Origin of the sequence: Pseudomonas sp. GV085 (assembly GCF_003050925.1) — a bacterium.
In the GTDB taxonomy this organism is placed as follows: Bacteria; Pseudomonadota; Gammaproteobacteria; order Pseudomonadales; family Pseudomonadaceae; genus Aquipseudomonas.
The window spans coordinates 214,264-237,906 of sequence record NZ_QAOV01000011.1 but is presented as its reverse complement, the minus strand read 5'-3'; the positions used below and the strand labels follow the sequence as shown (position 1 = coordinate 237,906).

The following is a 23,643-nucleotide window of genomic DNA, read 5'->3' as shown; positions in this document are numbered from 1 at the left end:
CGACTGTTGGCGCTCGCCAGGAATATCAAGCCCAAGCAAGTGGCCAAAAGCATACGTGGTCCCAAAATCGCCAAACCCAAGGAGTGGCTGGACGGCAAAGCTGCGCACGCTCATGTGTCGACGGATCGGGTGCTTAAGGCCCATAAAGGGAAAACACCTTGAAAGGGCTGGCCCTTACGGCGGGTCACTTGGAAGAGCGGAACGCCGCCCGGCCCCAAGTAACCAAGGGCTTTTGCCCCTGACATTCAGTGCCTCGCCATGGCTCGGCATGCCCTCGCTCCGGTCCTGCTCCGTGGGCCCGCCGCGATCGGCCATCCATGGCCGTACGCGGCTAACCCGAGGCGGCCTACCGGCCGGCCTGGCTCTTCATGCGTGCGCATTTCCCGGTAGGCGCTGGTAGGAGCTGTCGAGTGCAACGAGGCTGCGATCTGTTGGCGTTATTCCTGACAAACAAGATCAAAAGATCGCAGCCTTCGGCAGCTCCTACGGAGTGATACATCCGCGAAATCAAGTCGGCTTTCGGGCCGCCTTCGCTGGCAAGCCAGCTCCTACGGTAAATCAGGAACCTCCATGAAATTCGGGCCGATTACCGCCCAATAAAAAATGCCCCGATCTCTCGACCAGGGCATTTCCATTCAACACATCTTAAACAGTCAAACCCAAACGCTTAGTGCGAAACCGCCCCACTCGCCCCCAGACCAGTCTGCGAACGAACAAACTGCGGGAAGAACAGTGCCCGCTCATTGTCAGCCGCAGTCGACTTGTCGGTAACCGAGAAGAACCAGATCCCGACAAAAGCAATCATCATCGAGAACAACGCCGGATACTCATACGGGAAGATGGCTTTCTCGTGATGCAGTATCTGCACCCAAATGGTCGGACCAAGCACCATCAGGCCCACGGCACTGATCAGCCCCATCCAGCCGCCGATCATCGCACCCCGAGTAGTCAGCTTTTTCCAGTACATGGAAAGCAGCAGTACCGGGAAGTTGCAGCTCGCCGCGATGGAGAACGCCAGGCCGACCATGAACGCGATGTTCTGGCTTTCAAACAGAATGCCCAGGATGATGGCCAACACACCCAGAGCAACGGTGGTGATCTTCGAAATACGAATCTCATCCTTCTCGTTGGCCTTGCCCTTCTTGATCACGCTGGCATACAGGTCGTGAGACACCGCCGACGCACCGGCCAGGGTCAGACCGGCAACCACCGCCAGAATGGTCGCGAACGCCACGGCCGAGATGAAGCCCAGGAAAATGCTGCCACCGACCGCGTTGGCCAGGTGCACCGCCGCCATGTTGTTGCCACCGAGCAACGCGCCGGCCGCATCTTTGAAGGCCGGGTTGGTGCTGACCAGCAGGATCGCGCCGAAGCCGATGATGAAGGTCAGGATGTAGAAGTAACCAATGAAGCCGGTTGCGTACAGCACGCTCTTGCGGGCTTCCTTTGCGTCACTCACGGTGAAGAAGCGCATCAGAATGTGCGGCAGGCCAGCGGTACCGAACATCAATGCAAGGCCGAGGGAGAACGCCGAGACCGGATCTTTCACCAGGCCACCAGGGCTCATGATCGCTTCACCCTTAGGGTGAACCTTGATCGCTTCGGAAAACAGCAGGCTGAAGTCGAAGTGGACGTGTTTCATCACCATCAGCGCCATGAAGGAAGCGCCGGAAAGCAGCAGGACTGCCTTGATGATTTGCACCCAGGTGGTCGCCAGCATGCCGCCGAACAACACGTAAAGGCACATCAGCACGCCCACCAGGATCACTGCGACGTGATAGTCGAGACCGAACAGCAGCTGGATCAGCTTGCCGGCACCGACCATCTGGGCGATCAGGTAGAACGCCACCACCACCAGCGAACCGCAGGCCGACAGTGTGCGGATCTGGGTTTGCCCCAGGCGGTAGGACGCCACGTCGGCAAAGGTGTACTTGCCCAGGTTACGCAGACGCTCGGCGATCAGGAACAGAATGATCGGCCAGCCCACCAGGAAGCCGATCGAATAGATCAGTCCGTCATAGCCGGAAGCGAACACCAGCGCGGAAATCCCCAGGAACGAGGCGGCCGACATATAGTCGCCGGCAATCGCCAGACCGTTCTGGAACCCGGTGATCTTGCCGCCCGCCGCGTAGTAGTCGGCCGCCGACTTGTTGCGCTTGGAGGCCCAGTAAGTAATGCACAGGGTTGCACCCACGAACACGACAAACATCAGGATCGCGGCGACGTTGAGAGGTTGCTTTTGCACTTCACCGGTCAGGGCTTCAGCCGCCCAGGCGCCCGGTGTAAAAGCCGCGATGCTCAATAGAGCCAGTAGACGCCGGATCATTGCTGAGCCTCCTTGAGAATCGCATTGTTCAGGTCGTCAAACTCGCCATTGGCACGTCGTACGTAGATAGCGGTCAGGACGAAGGCCGAAACAATCAGCCCGACGCCAATCGGTATGCCCCAGGTAATCGAAGACTCGGGACTGATTTTCGCCCCCAGCACTTGCGGCCCGTAAGCAATTAAAAGGATGAAGGCAGAGTAAAGCCCTAGCATGATCGCCGAAAGAATCCAGGCGAATCGTTCCCTCTTGCTAACCAGCTCCTTGAAGCGCGGGCTGTTTTGAATCGAGAGGTAAATGCTGTCGTTCATTGTTTTTATCCTCGCAGCACAGATTTAGTTGGAACGGTATCCACTCTATGCGGCTGCGGGGCAGGTTCCAGACGACCTTAGTCTTAGAACGCCATGACGGATTCGCCAATTGTAGGAGCGAGCTTGCTCGCGATGATTTTGAAGGCGCCGCACTTTTTCAGACAGCACGCGTTAACGTTCACGCCCATCGCGAGCAAGCTCGCTCCTACAAAAAAGCAAAGGGCCGCTTGGCATAAATTTGCCGAGCGACCCTGGAAGATGCTGACCAGACGCGTCAGCTCAAATCACTTGGTCCAGACAGCCACACGATCAGGGTGTTTGGCGACCCAATCCTTCGCCGCTGCTTCAGGCTTGGCACCGTCCTGGATCGCCAGCATCACCTGGCCGATTTCATCCTTGGATTCCCACTGGAAGTTCTTCAGGAACTTGGCCACTTCCGGCGCCTTGGCCTCCAGGCCCTTGCTGCCGATGCTGTTCACGGTTTCAGCCGCGCCGTACACGCCTTTCGGGTCTTCGAGGAAGCGCAGTTTCCACTTGGCGAACATCCAGTGCGGCACCCAGCCGGTCACCGCGATGGATTCGTTTTTCTTCTCGGCACGGGTCAGCTCGGCGATCATGCCGGCGCCGGAACTGGCCTTGAGTTGATAGCCGGTCAGATCGTAGTCCTTGATCGCCTGATCGGTCTTGAGCATCACGCCTGAACCTGCGTCGATGCCGACAATGCGGTTCTTGAAGGTGTCGTCGGTCTTGAGGTCGTCAATGGACTTGGCCTTGACGTATTCCGGCACGATCAGGCCGATTTTCGCGTCCTTGAAGTTCGGGCCGTAATCGACGACCTGATCCTTGTTCTTCGTCCAGTAATCGCCGTGGGTCACCGGTAGCCAGGCCGACAGCATGGCGTCGAGCTTGCCGGTGGCCACGCCTTGCCACATGATCCCGGTGGCGACGGCTTGCAGCTTCACGTCATAACCGAGTTTCTGCCTGATCACTTCCGCAGCCACGTTGGTCGTGGCAACGCTGTCCGACCAGCCGTCGACATAACCGATCGTCACTTCCTTGCCGGCGGCACTGGCCACGGTAGAACTGATCGCCAGCACCAAAGCGGCACCTGCGCCCAAGAGTCGTCGCATCTTCATCGTTACTTCCCCGAAAGTGCTGCGCTCGACGGATGCCGAGCCGCTTAAACGTATTGTTATGGTGCACAGCGCCCCCATCACGCCTAACCGCAAACTCGTTCGAACATCAGCGGAGTACTGACGCCTTCGATGATCAACCTGACGCTCTTGGCGACCTGCTCTGCCAGCGACATCGAGGCAACGAGAAACGACATCAGAACGCCATTAATCCTGAGCGCGACCAACGCATCGCAGACTCCGCCCGAACATTGCATGTCAAAATCATGCGGGCCACCAAGCACGCGGTAAATGCAGGTAACATGCGCGGCTTTGCTCCCACACGGCCTTTCCATGTCCGCGACATCCCGCTTCCCTTTTGCAGCTTATCTATTCGCTTGCCTGCTCGGGCTGTTTGCCCTGGGCGGCTTCTGGTATGGCCTCGGTAAACCGGTGATATTGCCGGACGCGGCCAGCGCAACGCACAAGCTGCAATGCGCGTCCTACACGCCGTTCGACAAGGATCAATCGCCGTTCGACCAGCCCTTCAAACTGCGCCCCGAGCGCATGGATGCCGATCTCGCGCTGCTGTCCAAAAGCTTCGAATGCATCCGCACCTATTCCATGACCGGCCTCGAAGCCCTGCCGGAACTGGCGCGCAAGCACGGCTTGAAAATGATGATTGGCGCATGGGTGAACAGCAACCCGGTGGACACGGAAAAAGAAGTCGACCTGCTGATCGCCTCGGCCAATGCCAACCCGGATGTGGTGAGCGCGGTGATCGTCGGCAACGAAACCCTGTTGCGCAAGGAAGTCACCGGCGCGCAATTGGCGAAACTGATCAACAAGGTCAAAAGCCAGGTCAAACAGCCTGTCACCTATGCCGACGTCTGGGAGTTCTGGCTCAAGCATCCGGAAATCGCCCCCGCCGTAGACTTCCTGACCATCCATTTGCTGCCGTATTGGGAAGATGATCCATCGAACATCGACGCTGCCCTGCAACATGTGGCCGAAGTACGCCAGGTGTTCGGCAACAAGTTCGCGCCCAAGGATGTACTGATCGGCGAAACCGGCTGGCCAAGTGAAGGTCGCCAACGCGAAACGGCCCTGCCGAGCCGGGTCAACGAAGCCAGGTTCATTCGCGGTTTTGTCGCCATGGCCGAGCAACGGGGCTGGCACTACAACCTGATCGAAGCCTTCGACCAGCCTTGGAAACGCGCCAGTGAAGGTGCAGTGGGTGGTTACTGGGGGCTTTTCGATGCCGATCGCCAGGACAAGGGCGTGCTGGCCGGGCCAGTGACAAACGTACCCTACTGGTCGCAATGGCTGGCGGTGGGTGGTTTGATCTTCATCGGCACGTTACTGCTCGGTGGCCGGGTTCGCACGACGCGCTCAGCGCTGGTGCTGCCACTGCTCGGTGCATTGGCGGCGTGCTCGATTGGCGCCTGGGGTGACCTGGCACGGGTGACCACGCGTTTTACCAGTGAATGGCTATGGGTCGGATTGCTGACCGCGCTGAACCTGCTGGTGCTGGCCCATGCCGCGCTGACATTGAGTCCTCGCAGCGGTTGGCGTGGGCGGGCCTTCAACTTGCTGGAACGTCGTGCTGGCTGGCTGGTTGCAACGAAAGGTTTCGCTGCAGCCGTGATGATGCTGGAACTGGTGTTCGATCCGCGTTATCGCAGCTTCCCGAGTGTCGCGTTCATCGTGCCTGCGCTGGTTTATCTGTGCCGCCCGGTGAATGTGCCGCGCCGCGAGGTTGCGTTGCTGACTTTCATCATCGGTGCCGGCATTGCACCGCAGTTGTTTCGTGAAGGTTTGCAGAATCAACAGGCCTGGGGTTGGGCGCTGGTGAGTGTGTTGATGGTGGCTGCGTTGTGGCGTTGCCTGCGGGTTCGTACAGCTTGATTCTTTAGCGACCCGACTGGCCTCATCGTCGGAACGCCGCCCGGAGCAGGCTCGCTCCCACAATTGATCTTGGTCGCACACAAATGTTGTGTTCACTGAGGATCTATTGTGGGAGCGAGCCTGCTCCGGGCGGCGTTCCGACGAAGACGGACTTTTAAACGCCGCGAGCAGCCCTGACCAACCGCAACCCGGCAATCACCACCGCAAACACCGCCAGCGTCGTGTTGTACAACGCCAGCGCCGGAAACCCGAACACCAGCGCCAGCGCTGCCAACCACCAGCCTGCCCGCCCCGGTACGACAAAGCCGATGATTGCCGCACCCAGCGCAGCCCAGCCCAGCACCCCGAAGTGGATCATCAGCCCCAGGTTCGAACGCACCTGGCATTCCCAGCGGCTTGCCTCATCCACGCAAATGCCGACCCACTGCGCATCCTCCATGAAGCCATAACGCGCGCCATAGCTGGCGACAAGCCATACAGGCAGCAATACAAGCAGCAGAATCACGGGCAGGCGGCGAGACATGAAACACTCCAATTGGCGAAAAACGGCGGCCAGCTTAATCGCCCGAAAGCGTTTCGCAAGCGATAACAACTGTTAACTGGTCTTTCAATCGCGGCAAAGTGTATCGTCCAGCTACTACTACTGCGCAATCAGGCCTGTTTCGTGCCGATGGTTGGCACTTTGGCGCAGATCCGATGGTCATAGCCTGCGAAATTCATTCGGCACCTTCTTCTAAGGGATTTAGTCATGCTCCGTTCCTTGCGCTTCGCCGCCCTGTTTGGCGGCCTTATTTTGAGTGCGTCCGCACTGGCGGTCGATATAGATGCCGCCAGTTATGGCTACCCCCTGACCAACCCGTTCGAGGCGACCATCGCGACCACGCCGCCGGACTTGCGTCCGGAGTTGCCTCTGGACGATGACATCGATCAGGCAGTGCGCAGCGTCACCTTGCGTCCGGAACGGGCGTTCGAATTGCCGGATAATTTCTGGGCGGTCAAGAAACTCGACTACCGCATTGCCACGCAGGATCACGCCGCACCACTGATTTTCCTGATCGCCGGCACCGGCGCACGCTATGACAGCACCCTGAACGAATACCTGAAGAAGCTTTATTACAAAGCCGGCTACCACGTGGTGCAGTTGTCATCGCCCACCAGCTATGACTTCATGAGCGCCGCATCACGCTTCGCCACACCGGGTGTGTCCAAGGAGGACGCCGAAGACCTGTACCGGGTGATGCAGGCCGTACGGGCACAGAACCCGAAACTGCCAGTCACCGATTACTACCTGACCGGCTACAGCCTGGGTGGACTGGATGCCGCTTTCGTCGCGCACCTGGACGAAACCCGCCGCAGCTTCAACTTCAAGAAAGTCCTGCTGCTCAACCCGCCGGTCAACCTCTACACCTCGATCACCAACCTCGACAAGCTGGTCCAGACCGAGGTCAAGGGCATCAACAACAGCACCACGTTCTATGAACTTGTACTGAATAAGCTGACCCGCTACTTCCAGCAGAAGGGCTACATCGACCTCAACGACGCCCTGCTCTACGACTTCCAGCAGTCCAAGCAGCACCTGTCCAACGAGCAGATGGCCATGCTGATCGGCACCTCGTTCCGCTTTTCGGCGGCCGACATTGCCTTCACTTCGGACCTGGTCAACCGTCGCGGCCTGATCACCCCCCCCAAGTTCCCGATCACCGAGGGCACCAGCCTCACCCCATTCCTCAAGCGTGCGCTGCAATGCGACTTCGACTGCTACATCACCGAACAAGTGATCCCGATGTGGCGCGCCCGCACCGACGGCGGCAGCCTGCTGCAACTGATAGACCAGGTGAGCCTGTATGCGCTGAAGGACTATCTGCACGACAGCCCGAAAATCGCCGTCATGCACAACGCCGATGACGTGATCCTCGGCCCTGGCGACCTCGGTTTCCTGCGCCGGACCTTTGGCGATCGCCTGACCGTTTACCCGCTGGGCGGCCATTGCGGAAACATTAACTACCGCGTCAACAGCGACGCCATGCTGGAGTTCTTCCGTGGCTAAATACCTCCTGCTTTTCGCAGCGTTACTCTGTGCAGGCGTCGCCAATGCCGACAACAGCAAAGCCAACGCCCCCGTGGTCGTCGACAGTGATGGTTTCAAGGAACCGCTGAGCAAACTCAAATTCAACCCGGGTCTGGACCAGCGTGAGTTCGAGCGTTCAACCCTCAGCGCGCTGACCGTCTACGATCCGCTGGAAGAGTGGAACCGGCGCGTCTATCACTTCAACTACCGCTTCGATCAATGGGTGTTCCTGCCGGTGGTCAATGGTTACCGCTACGTCACCCCGAACTTCCTGCGCACCGGCGTCAGCAACTTCTTCAACAACCTCGGCGACGTGCCGAATCTGATGAACAGCCTGCTGCAACTCAAGGGCCAGCGCTCGCTGGAAACCACCGGGCGCCTGCTGCTCAACACCACCATCGGCATCGCCGGCCTGTGGGACCCGGCCACCGCCATGGGCCTGCCGCGCCAAAGCGAAGACTTCGGCCAGACCCTGGGCTTCTACGGCGTGCCGGGCGGCGCTTATTTAGTCCTGCCGATCCTCGGTCCGTCGAACCTGCGTGATACCGGCGGCCTGGTGGTGGATTACTCGGCCGAGAGTGCGATCAACTTCCTCAACGTGGCCGAAGTCAGCTCCAACCATCCGGAAGTGTTGATCCTGCGCGGCATCGACAAGCGCTACCAGACCACCTTCCGCTATGGCCAGACGAACTCGCCGTTCGAGTACGACAAAGTGCGTTACGTGTATACCGAAGCGCGCAAGTTGCAGATCGCCGAGTAAACCCGGGGCCCCAGAAACACTGTGGGAGCGAGCCTGCTCGCGATGAGGTCGTGTCAGTCACCAACAAGGTTGTCTGACACACCGCAATCGCGAGCAGGCTCGCTCCCACATTTGTTATTTGTTGCCTTCAGCCTTTCAGTGTTTTCCAGATTTTGCTGGCAGCCATTACGCCAACCAACACCACCGCCCCTGCGACAATCCCCGCCAAACCATTGAGCAACACCGGCACGATAAATCCGCCGCTACCCGCCGCCGCACCCACCTCTTCGATCCAGTGATGCGCCACCGGCACACCGTGGGTCAGGATGCCGCCACCGACCAGGAACATCGCCGCCGTGCCAATCACCGACAGGCTCTTCATCATGTACGGCGCAGCACGCAAAATGGCGCCACCGATGCTTTTCGCCATCTGCCCGGGCTTTTGAGTCAACCAGAGTCCAAGGTCATCCAGCTTGACGATACCCGCCACCAGGCCATAGACGCCGATGGTCATGACGATTGCGATCCCCGACAGCACGATGACTTGCTGGCTCAACGGCGCACCGGCCACGGTGCCGAGGGTGATGGCGATGATTTCCGCCGAGAGAATGAAGTCGGTGCGGATCGCGCCCTTGATCTTGTCCTTTTCGAACGCCACCAGATCCACTTCCGGGTCTGCCATCGCCTCGACCAGTTCAGCATGTTCGACCTGATCTTCGGCCTTGCTGTGCAGGAACTTGTGGGCGAGTTTTTCGAAGCCTTCGAAGCACAGATAGGCACCACCGACCATCAACAACGGGGTGACCAGCCACGCAATGAACGCACTGATGGCCAGCGCCGACGGCACCAGGATCAATTTATTGATGAACGAACCCTTGGCGACCGCCCAGACCACCGGGATTTCCCGCTCGGCACGCACGCCGCTGACTTGCTGGGCGTTGAGTGCCAGGTCGTCACCGAGTACGCCAGCCGTTTTCTTGGCGGCCATTTGGGTCATCAATGACACGTCGTCCAGCACGGCGGCGATGTCGTCAATCAGCACCAGCAAACTGCTTCCTGCCATGAATCGGGTTTCCTTCTGCAATGAATGCGCAGCAGCATAGCGCGGCATAACGGGTCTCGGTGCATTCTTGAGCGTCGCGCGAGGCCGGTGATACCATGCGCAACCGCCAGAACAGGCAAGGAATCACCCGGTTTATGAGCACTATCCGCGAGCGCAACAAACAACTGATCCTGCGTGCCGCCAGTGAGGAATTCGCCGACAAAGGCTTCGCTGCGACCAAAACCAGCGACATCGCAGCCAAGGCCGGATTGCCCAAGCCCAACGTCTACTACTACTTCAAATCCAAGGAAAACCTCTACCGCGAGGTCCTGGAAAGCATCATCGAGCCCATCCTGCAGGCGTCGACACCGTTCAATCCGGACGGCGAACCCGGAGAAGTGCTCAGCGGCTACATTCGCTCGAAAATCCGCATCTCCCGCGACCTGCCTTTCGCGTCCAAGGTGTTCGCCAGCGAAATCATGCACGGCGCGCCCCACTTGAGCACCGATCTGGTCGAACAGCTCAACGGCCAGGCAAAACACAACATCGAGTGTATCCAGACCTGGATCGACCGCGGGCAAATCGCCCCCATCGACCCCAACCACCTGATGTTCAGCATCTGGGCCGCGACCCAGACCTACGCCGACTTCGACTGGCAGATCACCGCCATCACCGGCAAAGCCCGGCTGGATGAAGAAGATTACGAAGCGGCGGCGCAGACGATTATCCGGTTGGTGCTGAAGGGGTGTGAGGCTGAGCGGTAGACCGCATCAAGGCTATTCGCGAGCAAGCCCGCTCCCACATTGGAACGAGTCTCGCCAGAAGAATTGCGATCAAGTGTGGGAGCGGGCTTGCTCGCGAATGGAGACAACTCGGTCTGCCGGTCAAACCCAAATGGCATCCCACAACGGATAGTCACCAAGCTTCTCGACCAGCCCAGCCCGCAATGGGTTTGCCACAACATATCGTGCCAGCTTTACCAGATCCTCTTCTTTTCTCAGCGCATGGTCATGAAAACTCTGCTGCCAGAGACTCCCCGCTCTGCCAGTTGCCTTATTGACTGCACGAGTACTCAAGGATTTCGCCTGACACATCAGTTGCGCTAACGATCCTCTTTGCAATTGAATCAGCCAGTGAAAATGATCGGGCATGACCACCCAGGCCAACGACTCGGCAAAGCCGTCATCCTGTGCTTGCCTGAATTGATGAACAACCAGTCTGCCAAGGGTGTAATCCCTGAAAACAGGTTCTCGTTTCAGGGTATTGGCAGTCAGTAGGTAAATGCGGTTTTGCTCGGCGTAGCGGCCGATGCGCAGGCGGTGTGATGCTGACAGCTCAGGCATTCCCTTGCCCTCTCTCATGTTGAAGTCATGGAAAGGCTAGTTCAGCGACTACAGGATTGTGGGGCAGACCTTTAGCTGGATGTATCTGGGAGATTGCCTTCGCGAGCAAGCCCGCTCCCACACTTGATCGCTGTCGTTCACAAAATTTGTGTACGCAAAAAATCCAATGTGGGAGCGCGCTTGCTCCGGGCGGCGTTCCGACGGAAGCGGTAATTCAATCAGCGAAGATCAAGCCGCCACCCCAGCATCCGCCACCAACCCCAACGCCTCGATCGCATTGATCGCGCACTGCTCGTCGACATCCGACAGATCGCCGCTGATCCCCACCGCCCCCAGTACATTCCTGTCCTGATCGCGAACCAGCACACCACCCGGTGCCGGCACGACGCTGCCCTGCCCCAGGCTGTTCAACGCGGCGATAAATGCCGGGCGTTGCTGGGCGTCCAGCGCCAGCAGGCGTGAACCCTTGCCCAGCGCGATGGCGCCCCAGGCTTTGCCGATGGCGACGTGCGGGCGCAGCAGGCTGGCGCCGTCTTCGCGTTGCAAGGCGATCAGATGCCCGCCGGCGTCCAGTACCGCAATGGTCAAGGGCGCCGCAGAGATTGCACGCCCTGCGGTGATGGCCTCGTTGACCAGGTTGACTGCGACTTTCAAGGTTAAAGCGCTCATGGTGCCGTCCTCATTTTGTTTTTCGGAAAGTCGTTGGGCTGCGCGGCAGCCCGATGCAATAAATAGAACACAATGAACTATTTTTTTGTATACAATAATTCTCGAAAAGCGCCACATGCGACGAAAAGCCACAGTAGAAAGGGCTTCCGACGAATGAAACGGCCGCTTGAGAAAATGGATTGACCTGCGCCGTCCGCCGTGAATACACTCTGCGCAAAGCCACTTGTATACAATTACAAAACGTAAAGAGGCACAAAACCATGAGCAAAATGAGAGCAATCGAAGCCGCCGTTCTGGTGATGCGCCGTGAAGGGGTCGATACCGCTTTTGGCATCCCGGGTGCCGCCATCAACCCGCTGTACTCCGCCCTGCAAAAGGTCGGCGGCATCGATCACGTACTCGCTCGCCACGTTGAAGGCGCCTCGCACATGGCCGAGGGCTACACCCGCACCAAGGCCGGCAACATCGGCGTGTGCATCGGCACTTCCGGCCCTGCCGGTACTGACATGGTCACCGGGCTCTACAGCGCCTCGGCCGACTCGATTCCAATCCTCTGCATCACAGGCCAGGCACCCCGCGCCCGTATGCACAAGGAAGACTTCCAGGCTGTCGATATCACCACCATCGTCAAGCCAGTCACCAAATGGTCGACCACCGTCATGGAACCGGGCCAGGTGCCTTACGCGTTCCAGAAAGCTTTCTATGAAATGCGCTCCGGCCGTCCAGGCCCGGTGCTGATCGACTTGCCGTTCGATGTGCAGATGGCCGAGATCGAATTCGACATCGACGCCTACCAGCCACTGCCATTGGCCAAGCCGAGCGCTACCCGCGTCCAGGTTGAAAAAGCCTTGGCCATGCTGGATCAGGCCGAGCGCCCATTGCTGGTGGCCGGTGGCGGCATCATCAACGCCGATGCCAGCGATCTGCTGGTGGAGTTCGCCGAGCTGACCGGTATTCCGGTTATCCCGACCCTGATGGGCTGGGGCACCATCCCGGACGATCACCCGCTGATGGTGGGCATGGTTGGTCTGCAGACTTCGCACCGCTACGGCAACGCGACCATGCTGAAATCCGACGTGGTTCTGGGCGTAGGCAACCGTTGGGCCAACCGCCACACCGGTTCCGTTGACGTGTACACCGAAGGCCGCAAGTTCATTCACGTCGATATCGAACCGACCCAGATCGGCCGCGTGTTCACCCCGGACCTGGGCATCGTTTCCGACGCCGCTGCCGCGCTGACCGTGTTCATCGAAGTCGCTCGCGAATGGCAAGCCGCCGGCAAGTTGAAGAACCGCAGCGCCTGGCTGCAAGACTGCCAGCAGCGCAAGGCCAGCCTGCAGCGCAAGACTCACTTCGACAATGTGCCGGTCAAGCCGCAACGGGTTTACGAAGAGATGAACCAGGTGTTCGGCAAAGACACCTGCTACGTCAGCACCATCGGTCTGTCGCAGATTGCCGGCGCGCAGTTCCTGCACGTCTACAAGCCGCGTCACTGGATCAACTGCGGTCAGGCTGGCCCTCTGGGCTGGACCATTCCGGCAGCACTGGGCGTGGTCAAGGCTGATCCGAACCGTAAAGTCGTGGCCCTGTCGGGGGACTATGACTTCCAGTTCATGATCGAAGAACTGGCCGTGGGTGCGCAGTTCAAGCTGCCGTACATTCATGTTGTGGTGAACAACTCGTACCTGGGTCTGATCCGTCAGGCACAACGCGGTTTCGACATGGACTACTGCGTGCAGCTGTCCTTCGACAACCTGAACGCGCCGGAACTCAACGGCTATGGTGTCGACCACGTCGCAGTTGCCGAAGGCCTCGGCTGCAAGGCACTGCGCGTGTTTGAACCGGCCCAGATCCAGCCTGCCCTGCGCAAGGCCCAGGAGCTGATCGAAGAGTTCAAGGTTCCGGTGATCGTCGAGATCATCCTGGAGCGCGTGACCAACATTTCCATGGGTACCGAGATCAACGCCGTCAACGAATTCGAAGACCTGGCGCTGGTCGGCGACGACGCACCGACTGCGATTTCGTTGCTCGACTGATCCGCTATGGCTTGATGCCCCTGTGTAGGAGCTGCCGCAGGCTGCGATCTTTTGATCTTTGATTTTGAAGATCAAGATCAGAAGATCGCAGCCTGCGGCAGCTCCTACAGATAGCCATCATCATTAATTTTCAACGGGAGACCACCATGCCGCGTTTCGCAGCCAACCTGTCCATGCTGTTCACCGAACAGGACTTTCTCGCCCGTTTCGAAGCGGCCGCCAATGCCGGCTTCAGTGGTGTCGAATACCTGTTCCCGTACGACTTCAGCTCCGCCGAAATCAAGGCCAAGCTCGACGCCAACGGTCTGACCCAAGTGTTGTTCAACCTGCCGGCCGGTGACTGGGCCAAGGGTGAGCGCGGTATCGCGTGCCTGCCGGACCGGGTTGAAGAGTTCCGTGCCGGTGTCGACCTGGCCATCGCTTACGCGCAAGTGCTGGGCAACACCCAGGTCAACTGCCTGGCCGGTATTCGTCCGCAGGGCGTTGACGATGCCACCGTGGAGAAGACCTTCGTCGCCAACCTCAAGTACGCCGCCGACAAGCTGCAAGCGGCGGGTATCAAGCTGGTGATGGAAGCGATCAACACCCGTGACATTCCAGGCTTCTACCTGAACAACACGGCGCAAGCCCTGTCGATTCGCGAGCAGGTCGGCAGCGCCAACCTGTTCCTGCAATACGACATCTATCACATGCAAATCATGGAAGGCGATTTGGCCCGCACCCTGCAATCGCACCTGGGCGAAATCAATCATGTGCAGCTCGCTGACAACCCGGGGCGCAACGAACCAGGTACCGGTGAAATCAACTACCGCTTCCTGTTCGAACACCTGGACCGCATCGGCTATCAGGGCTGGGTCGGTTGCGAATACAAGCCGCTGACCACCACTGAAGCGGGTTTGGGCTGGTTGAAAACCCACAACGTGATCTAACACTGAACCCTGTGTAGGAGCGAGCTTGCTCGCGATGGTGTGTCAGCCACACCGGTGTCGATTGACACCCCTTCGCGAGCAAGCTCGCTCCTACAGAAAGCACAAAAACAAGAGGATTTTCTCATGGCTAAAATCGGATTTATCGGCACCGGCATCATGGGCCACCCAATGGCGGCGAACCTGCAGAAAGCCGGTCACAGCCTGTTCCTGTCGGCGCACCACGACGCAGCCCCTGCCGACCTGATTGCCGGCGGTGCCGTTGCCCTGGCGAACCCGAAGCAAGTCGCCGAGGAAGCTGAATTCATCATCGTCATGGTTCCGGATACCCCGCAGGTCGATGACGTGCTGTTCCGTGCCGACGGCATCGCTGCGGGCGTGAGCAAAGGCAAAGTGGTGATCGACATGAGTTCGATCTCGCCGACCGCCACCAAGGCTTTCGCGGCCAGGATCAACGAAAACGGCGCGCAATACCTCGACGCCCCGGTATCCGGCGGTGAGGTCGGCGCCAAGGCGGCGACCCTGAGCATCATGGTTGGCGGCGATGCCGACGCCTTCGAACGCGCCCTGCCGCTGTTCCAGGCCATGGGCAAGAACATCACCCTGGTCGGTGGCAACGGCGACGGTCAGACCGCCAAGGTGGCCAACCAGATCATCGTGGCCCTGAACATCCAGGCCGTGGCTGAAGCCCTGCTGTTCGCTTCGAAAAACGGTGCCGATCCGGCCAAGGTGCGTGAAGCACTGATGGGCGGTTTCGCGTCCTCCAAGATCCTCGAAGTGCACGGCGAGCGCATGATCAAGGGCACCTTCGATCCGGGCTTCCGCATCAGCCTGCACCAGAAGGACCTGAACCTGGCCCTGCAAGGCGCCAAGGAGCTGAACATCAACCTGCCGAACACCGCCAACACCCAGCAAGTGTTCAGCACCTGCGCGGCCATTGGTGGCAGCAACTGGGACCACTCGGCGCTGATCAAGGGCCTGGAACACATGGCGAACTTCTCGATTCGCGACAAGAAGTAAGCCCCTGCCGCAAAACCTGTGGGAGCTAGCCTGCCAGCGATGAAATCGACGCGGTGTGTCTGATAGACCTCAGTGCCTGAATCGCTAGCAGGCTAGCTCCCACAGGGGTTCTAGCCGTTCTCCAATAACAAGAATTCCGGGAGCCCGCCATGTCGGTCGATCCGCAACAATTGCTGCGCGAGCTGTTTGCCACAGCCATCGACGCGGCGCATCCGCAACAAGTCCTCGAAGCCCATCTGCCTGCCGACCGCAGCGGTCGCGTGATCGTCATTGGTGCAGGCAAAGCCGCCGCCGCCATGGCCCAAGTGGTTGAGCGCTGCTGGCAGGGTGAAGTGTCCGGCCTGGTGGTGACCCGCTACGGTCACGGCGCCCCTTGCGAAAAAATCGAAGTGGTCGAAGCCGCGCACCCGGTACCGGATGCTGCCGGCCTGGCCGTGGCCAAGCGTGTGCTGGAACTGGTCAGCGACCTGAACGAATCCGACCGCGTGATCTTCCTGCTCTCCGGCGGTGGCTCTGCCCTGCTGGCCCTGCCGGCGGTCGGCATCACCCTGGCCGACAAGCAGTCGATCAACAAAGCCCTGCTCAAGTCCGGCGCGACCATCGGCGAGATGAACTGCGTGCGCAAGCACCTCTCGGCGATCAAGGGCGGCCGCCTGGGCAAAGCCTGCTGGCCTGCCACGGTCTACACCTATGCGATTTCCGATGTGCCGGGCGACCTCGCCACGGTCATCGCCTCCGGCCCTACCGTGGCCGACCCGAGCACGTCGGCCGAAGCGCTGGCGATCCTCAAACGCTACGCCATCGAGGTTCCGGCTTCGGTGCGCACCTGGCTGCAAAGCCCCGAGTCGGAAACCGTCAAACCCGGTGACCCGAACCTGGCACGCAGTCATTTCCAGTTGATCGCGCGCCCGCAACAATCCCTTGAAGCGGCGGCGGTGAAATGCCGCCAGGCCGGGTTCAGTCCGCTGATCCTCGGTGACCTTGAAGGTGAATCCCGCGAGGTGGCGAAAGTCCACGCCGGCATCGCACGACAGATCGTGCTGCACGGTCAGCCGCTGGCGGCGCCCTGCGTGATTCTCTCGGGCGGTGAAACTACAGTGACCGTGCGCGGCAACGGCCGTGGCGGGCGCAACGCCGAGTTCCTGCTGAGCCTGACCGACAGCCTCAAGGGCCTGCCCGGCGTCTACGCGCTGGCCGGTGACACCGACGGCATCGACGGCTCCGAAGACAACGCCGGCGCGATCATGACCCCGGACAGCTACGCCCGTGCTGCGGTAAAGGGCCTGAGCGCCAGTGACGAGTTGGACAACAACAACGGTTACGGCTACTTCGAGGCGCTGGACGCGCTGATCGTCACCGAGCCGACCCGTACCAACGTCAACGACTTCCGCGCCATTCTGATCCTTGAGAGCACTAAACATGACGCCTGATAAAAAGGTCAAAATCCTCGCCACACTCGGCCCGGCCACCGATGGCATCGACACCATCCGTGAGCTGGTGCTGGCCGGGGTCAACATCTTCCGCCTGAACTTCAGCCATGGCGATCACGCCGACCACGCCCAGCGTTTTCAGTGGATTCGTGAAGTCGAGCGTCAGCTGAACTATCCATTGGGCATCCTGATGGACCTGCAAGGCCCGAAACTGCGGGTCGGCAAGTTCGCCGAAGGCAAGGTGCAACTGGTCCGCGGCCAGGCCTTGCGCCTGGACCTCGATGCCACGCCGGGCGATGAGCGCCGGGTCAACCTGCCGCACCCGGAAATCATCGCCGCCCTGGAGCCGGGCATGGACCTGCTGCTGGACGACGGCAAGTTGCGCCTGCGGGTAGTGACCAAGTACGCCGACGCCATCGACACCACCGTGCTCAACGGCGGCGAACTATCGGATCGCAAAGGCGTGAACGTGCCGCAAGCGGTGCTCGACCTGAGCCCGCTGACCGCCAAGGATCGCCGCGACTTGACCTTCGGCCTGGAGCTCGGTGTGGACTGGGTGGCGCTGTCGTTCGTGCAACGTCCCGACGACATCCGCGAAGCCCGCAGCCTGATCGGCGACAAGGCATTCCTGATGGCCAAGATCGAGAAGCCTTCGGCCGTCGAACAACTGCGCGAGATCGCCGAATTGAGCGACGCGATCATGGTCGCCCGGGGTGACCTGGGTGTGGAAGTGCCGGCCGAAAGCGTGCCGCAGATTCAGAAGAACATCATCGGCACCTGCCGCCAGCTCGGCAAACCGGTGGTGGTGGCGACGCAGATGCTGGAGTCGATGCGTTTCTCACCGGCGCCAACCCGCGCCGAGGTCACCGATGTCGCCAACGCCGTGGCCGAAGGTGCGGACGCGGTGATGCTGTCGGCGGAAACCGCCTCCGGCGAATATCCGCTCGAAGCCGTGCAGATGATGAGCAAGATCATCCGCCAGGTGGAAAACGGTCCGGACTATCAGACCCAACTCGACGTCAGCCGACCGAAAGCCGAGGCGACCGTTTCCGACGCGATCAGCTGCGCCATTCGCCGCATCAGCAACGTGCTGCCGGTGGCGGTGCTGGTCAATTACAGCGAGTCCGGCGCGTCGAGCCTGCGCGCGGCGCGGGAGCGGCCGACGGTGCCAATCCTCAACCTGACACCGAACCTGCAGACCGCTCGTCGTCTGAGTGTGGCGTGGGGCGTGCACTCGGTAGTCAACGACCGCCTGCGTCAGGTCGATGAAGTCTGCTCCACGGCACTGGAAATTGCCCAGGCCCAGGGCATGGCGCAGCGTGGCGACACGCTGTTGATCACTGCGGGTGTGCCGTTTGGGCAACCGGGGTCGACTAACTCTTTGCGTATCGAGACATTGATCTAACGAACGCAATTTGTGGCGAGGGAGCTTGCTCCCGCTCGACTGCGTAGCAGTCGCCTTTTCGGCATGACGGGATCCACAGAGAAACCGCATTCACCGGATCCGGGGCCGCTTCGCGCCCCAGCGGGAGCAAGCTCCCTCGCCACAGAGTTTGTGCAACACCTTTGATTTTCCACTGCCCTCGATTTCAAAATGCCTGCCAACCATTTCAACACCCACTGCCCCGATTGGGCCGAAGCCTTGCTCAACGGCTTCAGCCAGATCTTTCTCCAGCGTAATCCGCTGTGCGGCCTGCTGTGCCTCCTGGCCATCTTGTTCACGGCTCCCGCCTTGCTCGGCGGCGCCTTGCTCGGCGGTGTCGCCGGGCTGTTCACCGCGCAACGCCGCAACTATGCCAAGGCCGATCGTCAGGCCGGGTTGTTCAGCTACAACGGCGTGTTGCTCGGACTGTTGCTGAGCCTGTATTTCCCCTGGTCGGCGATGATGCCGCCACTGATTCTGGCCGCCGGAGGCCTGAGTGCGATGGTCACCCAGCAGTGGCTCAAGCGCGTCCGGTTCAGCCAATGCCTGCCCGCCTACACCGCGCCCTTCGTCGGGCTGGGCTGGTTGCTGCTGTGCTTCGCCACGCCCTCGACAGAGGCGCACTTGATTGAAGTCAGCACGCTGAACATGCTCGTCGCGCCACTCAAAGGCCTCGGCCAGGTGATGTTCCTCGGTCATCCGCTGGCCGGTGCGATGATTGCCGCCGGTTTGCTGATCGCTGATCGCCGCGCCTTCTGCTGGGCAGTGCTGGCGTCTGTCGCGGGCATGGGCTGGAGCCTGTTGCACCACGACTTCTATACCGCACTGCTCGGCCTCGGTGGCTATAACGCCGTGCTGGCCGCCCTCGCCTTCAGCTCGCAGCGTCGCCAACCGTGGCTGCCGCTGCTTGGCATTGGCCTGGCGCTGTTGCTGACGCCGGTGTTTGCCGCCATCGGTCTGCCCACGCTGACCGCGCCGTTCATTCTGGCCGGCTGGCTGATTCGCAGCGTCGTGCAAATGCTCGGCAAAGCCACGGTCGAAAGCGCGCCTTGCGCTCCCGGGGAGAATCAACCTAGGCTGCGCTGATTTGCGGCCAAGGCGATGTGCATGAACAGCAACGATACGTGGCGAAATCGCCTGTACGTGATTATTTTCCAGACCGACACCGTTGCCGGGCGACGCTTCGACTCCACCCTGCTGCTGATCATCCTCGCCAGCCTGGTGGTGGTGATCCTGGACAGCATCGATGACGTCCACCAGAACTACGCCAGCGTGCTTGCGTACATCGAGTGGGGCTTCACGGTGATCTTCCTCGGCGAGTACATCCTGCGCCTGTATTGCTCGCCCAAGCCTCTGCGCTATGCCTTCAGTTTCTATGGTCTGGTGGACCTGCTGGCCATCGTGCCCGGCATCCTCGCGCTGTACTACAGCGATGCCCAGTACCTGCTGATCATCCGGGTGATCCGGATGCTGCGGATCTTCCGCGTGCTCAAGCTCGGTCCGTACCTCAAGCAAGCCCATTACCTGCTCGATGCCCTGCGCGGCAGCAAGCAGAAAATCCTCGTGTTCCTGCTCAGCGTCTGCACTCTGGTGATCGTGTTCGGCACCCTGATGTACGTGGTCGAAGGCCCGCAAAGTGGCTTCACCAGCATTCCCAAGGGCATTTACTGGGCTATCGTCACCCTGACCACAGTCGGATATGGCGACATCGTGCCCAGGACCGCCCTGGGCCAGGTCATTTCGTCGATGGTGATGATCACCGGTTACTCGATCATCGCCGTGCCCACGGGGATCTTCACCGCCGAACTGGCCACGGCCATGCGTGGTGGCCAGATACAGCACGACTGCCCGGTGTGTGCGAAAAACAGCCACGAACAAGAAGCCTCGTTCTGTTCCCGTTGTGGCAATGCATTGTTCAAAAAACTGGAATAAGCAAAGAGCTTTTTAATCTTTAAGGGACTAAACGAGCCCGGCTATAGTCGACACCTCGTTGATAACTAATAAATAACCTGTAGGAGCTGCCGCAGGCTGCGATCTTTTGATCTTGAAAAACAAAGTCAAAAGATCGCAGCCTGCGGCAGCTCCTACATAGAACAGGGAATTCGCAGTGAAAAAACTCTTTGGCGCCTCTCTTCTGGCCGCGGGCCTGGCACTGACCAGCGTGGCTCAGGCCGCACCGACCCTGCTCAACGTTTCCTACGACGTGATGCGCGATTTCTACAAGGACTACAACACTGCGTTCCAGAAACACTGGCAAGCCGAGCACAACGAAAACATCATCTTGCAAATGTCCTTCGGTGGCTCCAGCAAACAGGCGCGCTCGGTGATCGACGGCCTGCCAGCCGATGTCATCACCATGAACATGGCCACCGACATCAACGCCCTGGCGGACAACGGCAAACTGGTCCCGGACAACTGGGTCACGCGCCTGCCCGACAACAGCGCGCCGTTCACTTCGGCCACCGTGTTCATCGTGCGCAAGGGCAACCCGAAAGCCCTGAAAGACTGGCCGGACCTGCTCAAGGACGGAGTTCAGGTCATCGTCCCGAACCCGAAAACCTCCGGCAACGGTCGCTACACCTACCTCTCGGCCTGGGGCTACGTGCTGAAAAACGGCGGCGACGAGAACAAGGCCAAAGACTTCGTCGGCAAGCTGTTCAAGCAGGCGCCGGTACTCGACACCGGTGGCCGTGCCGCTACCACCACCTTCATGACCAACCAGATCGGCGACGTGCTGGTGACCTTCGAGAACGAAGCGGAAATGATCGCCCGCGAGTTCGGCCGTGATCAGTTCGAAGTCATCTACCCAAGCGTTTCCGCCGAAGCCGAGCCACCGGTGTCGGTGGTGGATAAAACCGTCGACAAGAAAGGCACGCGCGCCGCCGCCGAGGAATACCTGAAATACCTGTGGTCGCCGCAAGGTCAGGAAATCGCTGCCGCCAACTACCTGCGCCCGCGCGACCCGGCCGTGCTGGCCAAGTACACCGACCGCTTCCCGAAAGTGGACTTCCTGTCGGTGGAGAAGACCTTCGGTGACTGGCGCACGGTGCAGAAGACCCACTTCAATGATGGCGGGGTTTTCGACCAGATCTACAGCGGTCAGTAATCGACTGAAACACTGCAACCCCCGTGGGAGCGAGCTTGCTCCCACAGGTTCTGCGACTTCCCGCTACATCGGCGGCGTCACGCCATCCTTGCCCGCCGAGATGGATTGAGCGGTGAGCGTGCCATCAGCGCCCTGCGTGACAAAGGTCACGATCTTCACGCCCACCTTCAACAGGCTGCGATCGGCCGGCACCAGGTTGACGATGGGTACGTCCTCCGGCACCAGGATCTTCTGTTGGCCGCCCTTGTAATTGACTGTCAGCACCCTACCGTTGCTCACTACCAGGTCGCCGACGCTGCCGTTGGTCATGCTGCTGCCCTTGACCAGATCGAAGGGCCGATGACCGTCGCCACTGCCGGCCAGCTCCGGCGGGAAAACATGAACTTCAAGGGCCTTGAGGGTGCCATCTTCCTGAGGAATGGCCGCAGAGCCGATGTAGCTGCCGGGCTTGATGTCTTCGATGTTGGCCAGGGTCACGGCGCGGACCTTGGTGTCCTTGCTCAGGTTGATCACTACGTTTTCGCCACTGTTGGCATGGACTTTCAAAACCTCCTGGCTGACACCGGTGATCTCGCCGCGCACACCGATGCGCGTGCCCGGCGCATCCTCGGCCTGCACCAGGCCAACGCTGAATACGCTGATCAAGGAAGCGACACAAGCGCGGAGAATCAGCTGACGAAACTTCACATTCATGGGACGGCCCTCCGGTGGCAAGACAGTAAGAGAGAACATAAGCACGCTATCGAGCAAGATATAAGTGAATGTATCATTCACCTCCATAGTTCTGACGCAAGGCTCTTCGACGGGCGACACACGCGTCCGTCAGTCATTCCGCAATGGAATGATTGCTATCACTCCAATCCCACTTCCGCCGTTTCAGTCAGCCCATTAGCCTGCGCGCATTCCTTTCCGTACAGCGAGACCCGTTATGAACCCAGCGACCCAGGTGTCCCACGGCACCGCGACAATGACCCCAGGCATGGTGCTGCTGTTCGCCTTCTGCTGCGGCGCCATTGTCGCCAACATCTACTACGCGCAGCCAATTATCGGACTGATCGCGCCGGACATCGGCCTGACCGACACCTTGGCCAGCCTGATCGTTTCCCTGACTCAGATCGGCTATGCGCTGGGGCTGTTTTTCCTGGTGCCGCTGGGGGATTTGCTGGAGAACCGCCGATTGATGATCATCACCACGCTGGTGGCAATCGGCAGCCTGCTGGGGGCGGCGTTCACCGATCAGCCGAATGTGTTTTTGCTGATTTCGCTGTTGGTGGGGTTCAGTTCGGTTTCGGTGCAGATCCTGATTCCGCTGGCCGCGCACCTGGCGCCGGAAGAAACCCGTGGCCGCGTGGTGGGCGGGATCATGGGCGGTTTGTTGCTCGGCATTCTGCTGGCCCGGCCGGTGTCCAGCGTGGTGGCCGACCACTTCGGCTGGCGGGCGATGTTTGTGATTGCCGCCGTATTGATGGCAGCCATCAGCATCGTGCTGGCCGTGACCATTCCCAAGCGTGAACCTGATCACAGTGCGTCCTATGGCCAATTGCTGGGCTCGCTGTGGACGCTGTTGCGCAAACAACCGGTGCTGCGCCAGCGGGCGTTTTACCAGGGGTGCATGTTTGCCACCTTCAGCCTGTTCTGGACCGCCGTGCCGTTGGAGCTGGCGCGCAATCACGGTTTGTCGCAAAGCGAGATCGCGATTTTCGCGCTGGTGGGCGCCATCGGCGCCATTGCCGCCCCTATCGCCGGACGCCTGGCCGATGCCGGTCACACCCGCATCGCTTCATTGCTCGCCCTGCTGTTCGCCAGCCTGAGTTTTCTGCCGGCGTTTATCCATCCGGCCTGGAGCGTCATCGGCCTGGCTGTGACCGGTGTGGTGCTCGACTTCTGCGTGCAGATGAACATGGTCCTCGGCCAGCGTGCGGTGTACGCCCTCGACGGCAAAAGCCGCAGCCGCCTGAATGCGCTGTACATGACCAGCATCTTCATCGGCGGCGCCTTTGGCTCTTCGGTGGCCAGCGCGGTGTACGAACAGGGCGGCTGGTTGTGGATCGTGATCGTCGGCAGCGCATTTCCGCTGCTGGCGTTGTTGCGGTTCTTGAGTGTTTCGCAGAAGGCTTCGCTGGTGACGGCATAGATCGCTAAAAGCTTCGTCGGATCGCCGCCCGGAGCAACCCCGCTCCTGCAGGT

At 60.1% G+C, this 23,643-nt stretch carries 21 protein-coding genes and 1 pseudogene; 14 read left to right on the top strand and 8 right to left on the bottom strand.

What is annotated here, in order from left to right; all coding sequences use genetic code 11:
- Positions 1-162: pseudogene (locus C8K63_RS30980) on the top strand (IS4 family transposase); the annotation flags it as partial.
- 505 nt (positions 163-667) lie between these two features.
- On the opposite strand, the gene C8K63_RS22585 reads toward C8K63_RS30980, so the two are convergent.
- From C8K63_RS22585 to C8K63_RS22575, 3 genes are all read right to left on the bottom strand, one after another.
- Positions 668-2,326, bottom strand: a complete 1,659-nt coding sequence (locus C8K63_RS22585; protein ID WP_108218699.1) for a cation acetate symporter — start codon at positions 2,324-2,326, stop codon at positions 668-670.
- A complete protein-coding gene (locus C8K63_RS22580; RefSeq protein ID WP_108218698.1) occupies positions 2,323-2,634 on the bottom strand; it encodes a DUF485 domain-containing protein in 312 nt (103 codons plus the stop codon). Before C8K63_RS22580 ends, C8K63_RS22585 begins: the two co-directional genes overlap by 4 nt.
- Before the next feature lie 284 nt (positions 2,635-2,918).
- Positions 2,919-3,770 (bottom strand): glycine betaine ABC transporter substrate-binding protein, encoded by an 852-nt coding sequence (locus C8K63_RS22575; RefSeq protein WP_108218697.1) that lies wholly within the window; start codon positions 3,768-3,770, stop codon positions 2,919-2,921.
- 288 nt (positions 3,771-4,058) lie between these two features.
- On the opposite strand from C8K63_RS22575, the gene C8K63_RS22565 reads away from it, so the two are divergent.
- Complete coding sequence (locus C8K63_RS22565) at positions 4,059-5,654, top strand: glycosyl hydrolase family 17 protein (protein ID WP_108218696.1); 1,596 nt, start codon at positions 4,059-4,061, stop codon at positions 5,652-5,654.
- A 154-nt stretch (positions 5,655-5,808) separates the two neighbouring features.
- Here C8K63_RS22565 and C8K63_RS22560 read toward each other — a convergent pair whose 3' ends face one another.
- Entirely contained in the window at positions 5,809-6,177 is a 369-nt protein-coding gene (locus C8K63_RS22560; protein WP_108218695.1) for a hypothetical protein, read from the bottom strand.
- A 225-nt stretch (positions 6,178-6,402) separates the two neighbouring features.
- On the opposite strand from C8K63_RS22560, the gene C8K63_RS22555 reads away from it, so the two are divergent.
- Both C8K63_RS22555 and C8K63_RS22550 read left to right on the top strand, forming a co-directional pair.
- Complete coding sequence (locus C8K63_RS22555) at positions 6,403-7,701, top strand: serine/threonine protein kinase (RefSeq protein ID WP_108218694.1); 1,299 nt, start codon at positions 6,403-6,405, stop codon at positions 7,699-7,701.
- The gene (locus C8K63_RS22550) at positions 7,694-8,482 is read left to right on the top strand and encodes a VacJ family lipoprotein (RefSeq protein ID WP_108218693.1); all 789 of its coding nucleotides are present in this window, start codon (positions 7,694-7,696) and stop codon (positions 8,480-8,482) included. The genes C8K63_RS22555 and C8K63_RS22550 overlap by 8 nt, the downstream gene beginning before the upstream one ends.
- Positions 8,483-8,609: 127 nt before the next feature.
- Here C8K63_RS22550 and C8K63_RS22545 read toward each other — a convergent pair whose 3' ends face one another.
- Positions 8,610-9,524 (bottom strand): DUF808 domain-containing protein, encoded by a 915-nt coding sequence (locus tag C8K63_RS22545; RefSeq protein ID WP_108218706.1) that lies wholly within the window; start codon positions 9,522-9,524, stop codon positions 8,610-8,612.
- 134 nt (positions 9,525-9,658) lie between these two features.
- Here C8K63_RS22545 and C8K63_RS22540 point away from each other — a divergent pair, with 134 nt between their 5' ends.
- A complete protein-coding gene (locus C8K63_RS22540; RefSeq protein WP_108218692.1) occupies positions 9,659-10,267 on the top strand; it encodes a TetR/AcrR family transcriptional regulator in 609 nt (202 codons plus the stop codon).
- A gap of 120 nt (positions 10,268-10,387) precedes the next feature.
- On the opposite strand, the gene C8K63_RS22535 is transcribed toward C8K63_RS22540, so the two are convergent.
- Together C8K63_RS22535 and C8K63_RS22530 are read right to left on the bottom strand one after the other, a co-directional pair.
- Positions 10,388-10,846 (bottom strand): transposase, encoded by a 459-nt coding sequence (locus C8K63_RS22535; protein WP_108218705.1) that lies wholly within the window; start codon positions 10,844-10,846, stop codon positions 10,388-10,390.
- A 228-nt stretch (positions 10,847-11,074) separates the two neighbouring features.
- Complete coding sequence (locus tag C8K63_RS22530) at positions 11,075-11,515, bottom strand: heme-binding protein (protein WP_108218691.1); 441 nt, start codon at positions 11,513-11,515, stop codon at positions 11,075-11,077.
- A gap of 260 nt (positions 11,516-11,775) precedes the next feature.
- On the opposite strand from C8K63_RS22530, the gene gcl reads away from it, so the two are divergent.
- The 8 genes from gcl to C8K63_RS22490 all read left to right on the top strand — a co-directional run bounded on the left by gcl (position 11,776) and on the right by C8K63_RS22490 (position 21,456).
- Complete coding sequence (gcl, locus tag C8K63_RS22525) at positions 11,776-13,551, top strand: glyoxylate carboligase (RefSeq protein WP_108218690.1); 1,776 nt, start codon at positions 11,776-11,778, stop codon at positions 13,549-13,551.
- A 146-nt stretch (positions 13,552-13,697) separates the two neighbouring features.
- Positions 13,698-14,480, top strand: a complete 783-nt coding sequence (gene hyi, locus C8K63_RS22520) for a hydroxypyruvate isomerase (protein WP_108218689.1) — start codon at positions 13,698-13,700, stop codon at positions 14,478-14,480.
- Between the two features lie 123 nt (positions 14,481-14,603).
- On the top strand, positions 14,604-15,497 hold the full coding sequence (locus C8K63_RS22515; protein WP_108218688.1) for a 2-hydroxy-3-oxopropionate reductase: 894 nt from the start codon (positions 14,604-14,606) through the stop codon (positions 15,495-15,497).
- A 149-nt stretch (positions 15,498-15,646) separates the two neighbouring features.
- Complete coding sequence (locus tag C8K63_RS22510) at positions 15,647-16,927, top strand: glycerate kinase (RefSeq protein ID WP_108218687.1); 1,281 nt, start codon at positions 15,647-15,649, stop codon at positions 16,925-16,927.
- Complete coding sequence (gene pyk, locus C8K63_RS22505; protein ID WP_108218686.1) at positions 16,917-18,332, top strand: pyruvate kinase; 1,416 nt, start codon at positions 16,917-16,919, stop codon at positions 18,330-18,332. Before C8K63_RS22510 ends, pyk begins: the two co-directional genes overlap by 11 nt.
- Positions 18,333-18,521: 189 nt before the next feature.
- A complete protein-coding gene (locus C8K63_RS22500) occupies positions 18,522-19,436 on the top strand; it encodes an urea transporter (RefSeq protein WP_108218685.1) in 915 nt (304 codons plus the stop codon).
- Positions 19,437-19,457: 21 nt separating this feature from the next.
- Complete coding sequence (locus C8K63_RS22495) at positions 19,458-20,282, top strand: ion transporter (protein ID WP_108218684.1); 825 nt, start codon at positions 19,458-19,460, stop codon at positions 20,280-20,282.
- A gap of 175 nt (positions 20,283-20,457) precedes the next feature.
- On the top strand, positions 20,458-21,456 hold the full coding sequence (locus tag C8K63_RS22490; RefSeq protein WP_108218683.1) for a sulfate ABC transporter substrate-binding protein: 999 nt from the start codon (positions 20,458-20,460) through the stop codon (positions 21,454-21,456).
- A gap of 63 nt (positions 21,457-21,519) precedes the next feature.
- Here C8K63_RS22490 and C8K63_RS22485 read toward each other — a convergent pair whose 3' ends face one another.
- On the bottom strand, positions 21,520-22,149 hold the full coding sequence (locus C8K63_RS22485) for a hypothetical protein (RefSeq protein ID WP_108218682.1): 630 nt from the start codon (positions 22,147-22,149) through the stop codon (positions 21,520-21,522).
- Between the two features lie 235 nt (positions 22,150-22,384).
- Between C8K63_RS22485 and C8K63_RS22480 the strand changes: the two genes are divergently transcribed.
- Positions 22,385-23,590, top strand: coding sequence for an MFS transporter (locus C8K63_RS22480; protein WP_108218681.1), 1,206 nt, complete (start codon positions 22,385-22,387; stop codon positions 23,588-23,590).
- The last annotated feature ends 53 nt before the right edge of the window (positions 23,591-23,643 follow it).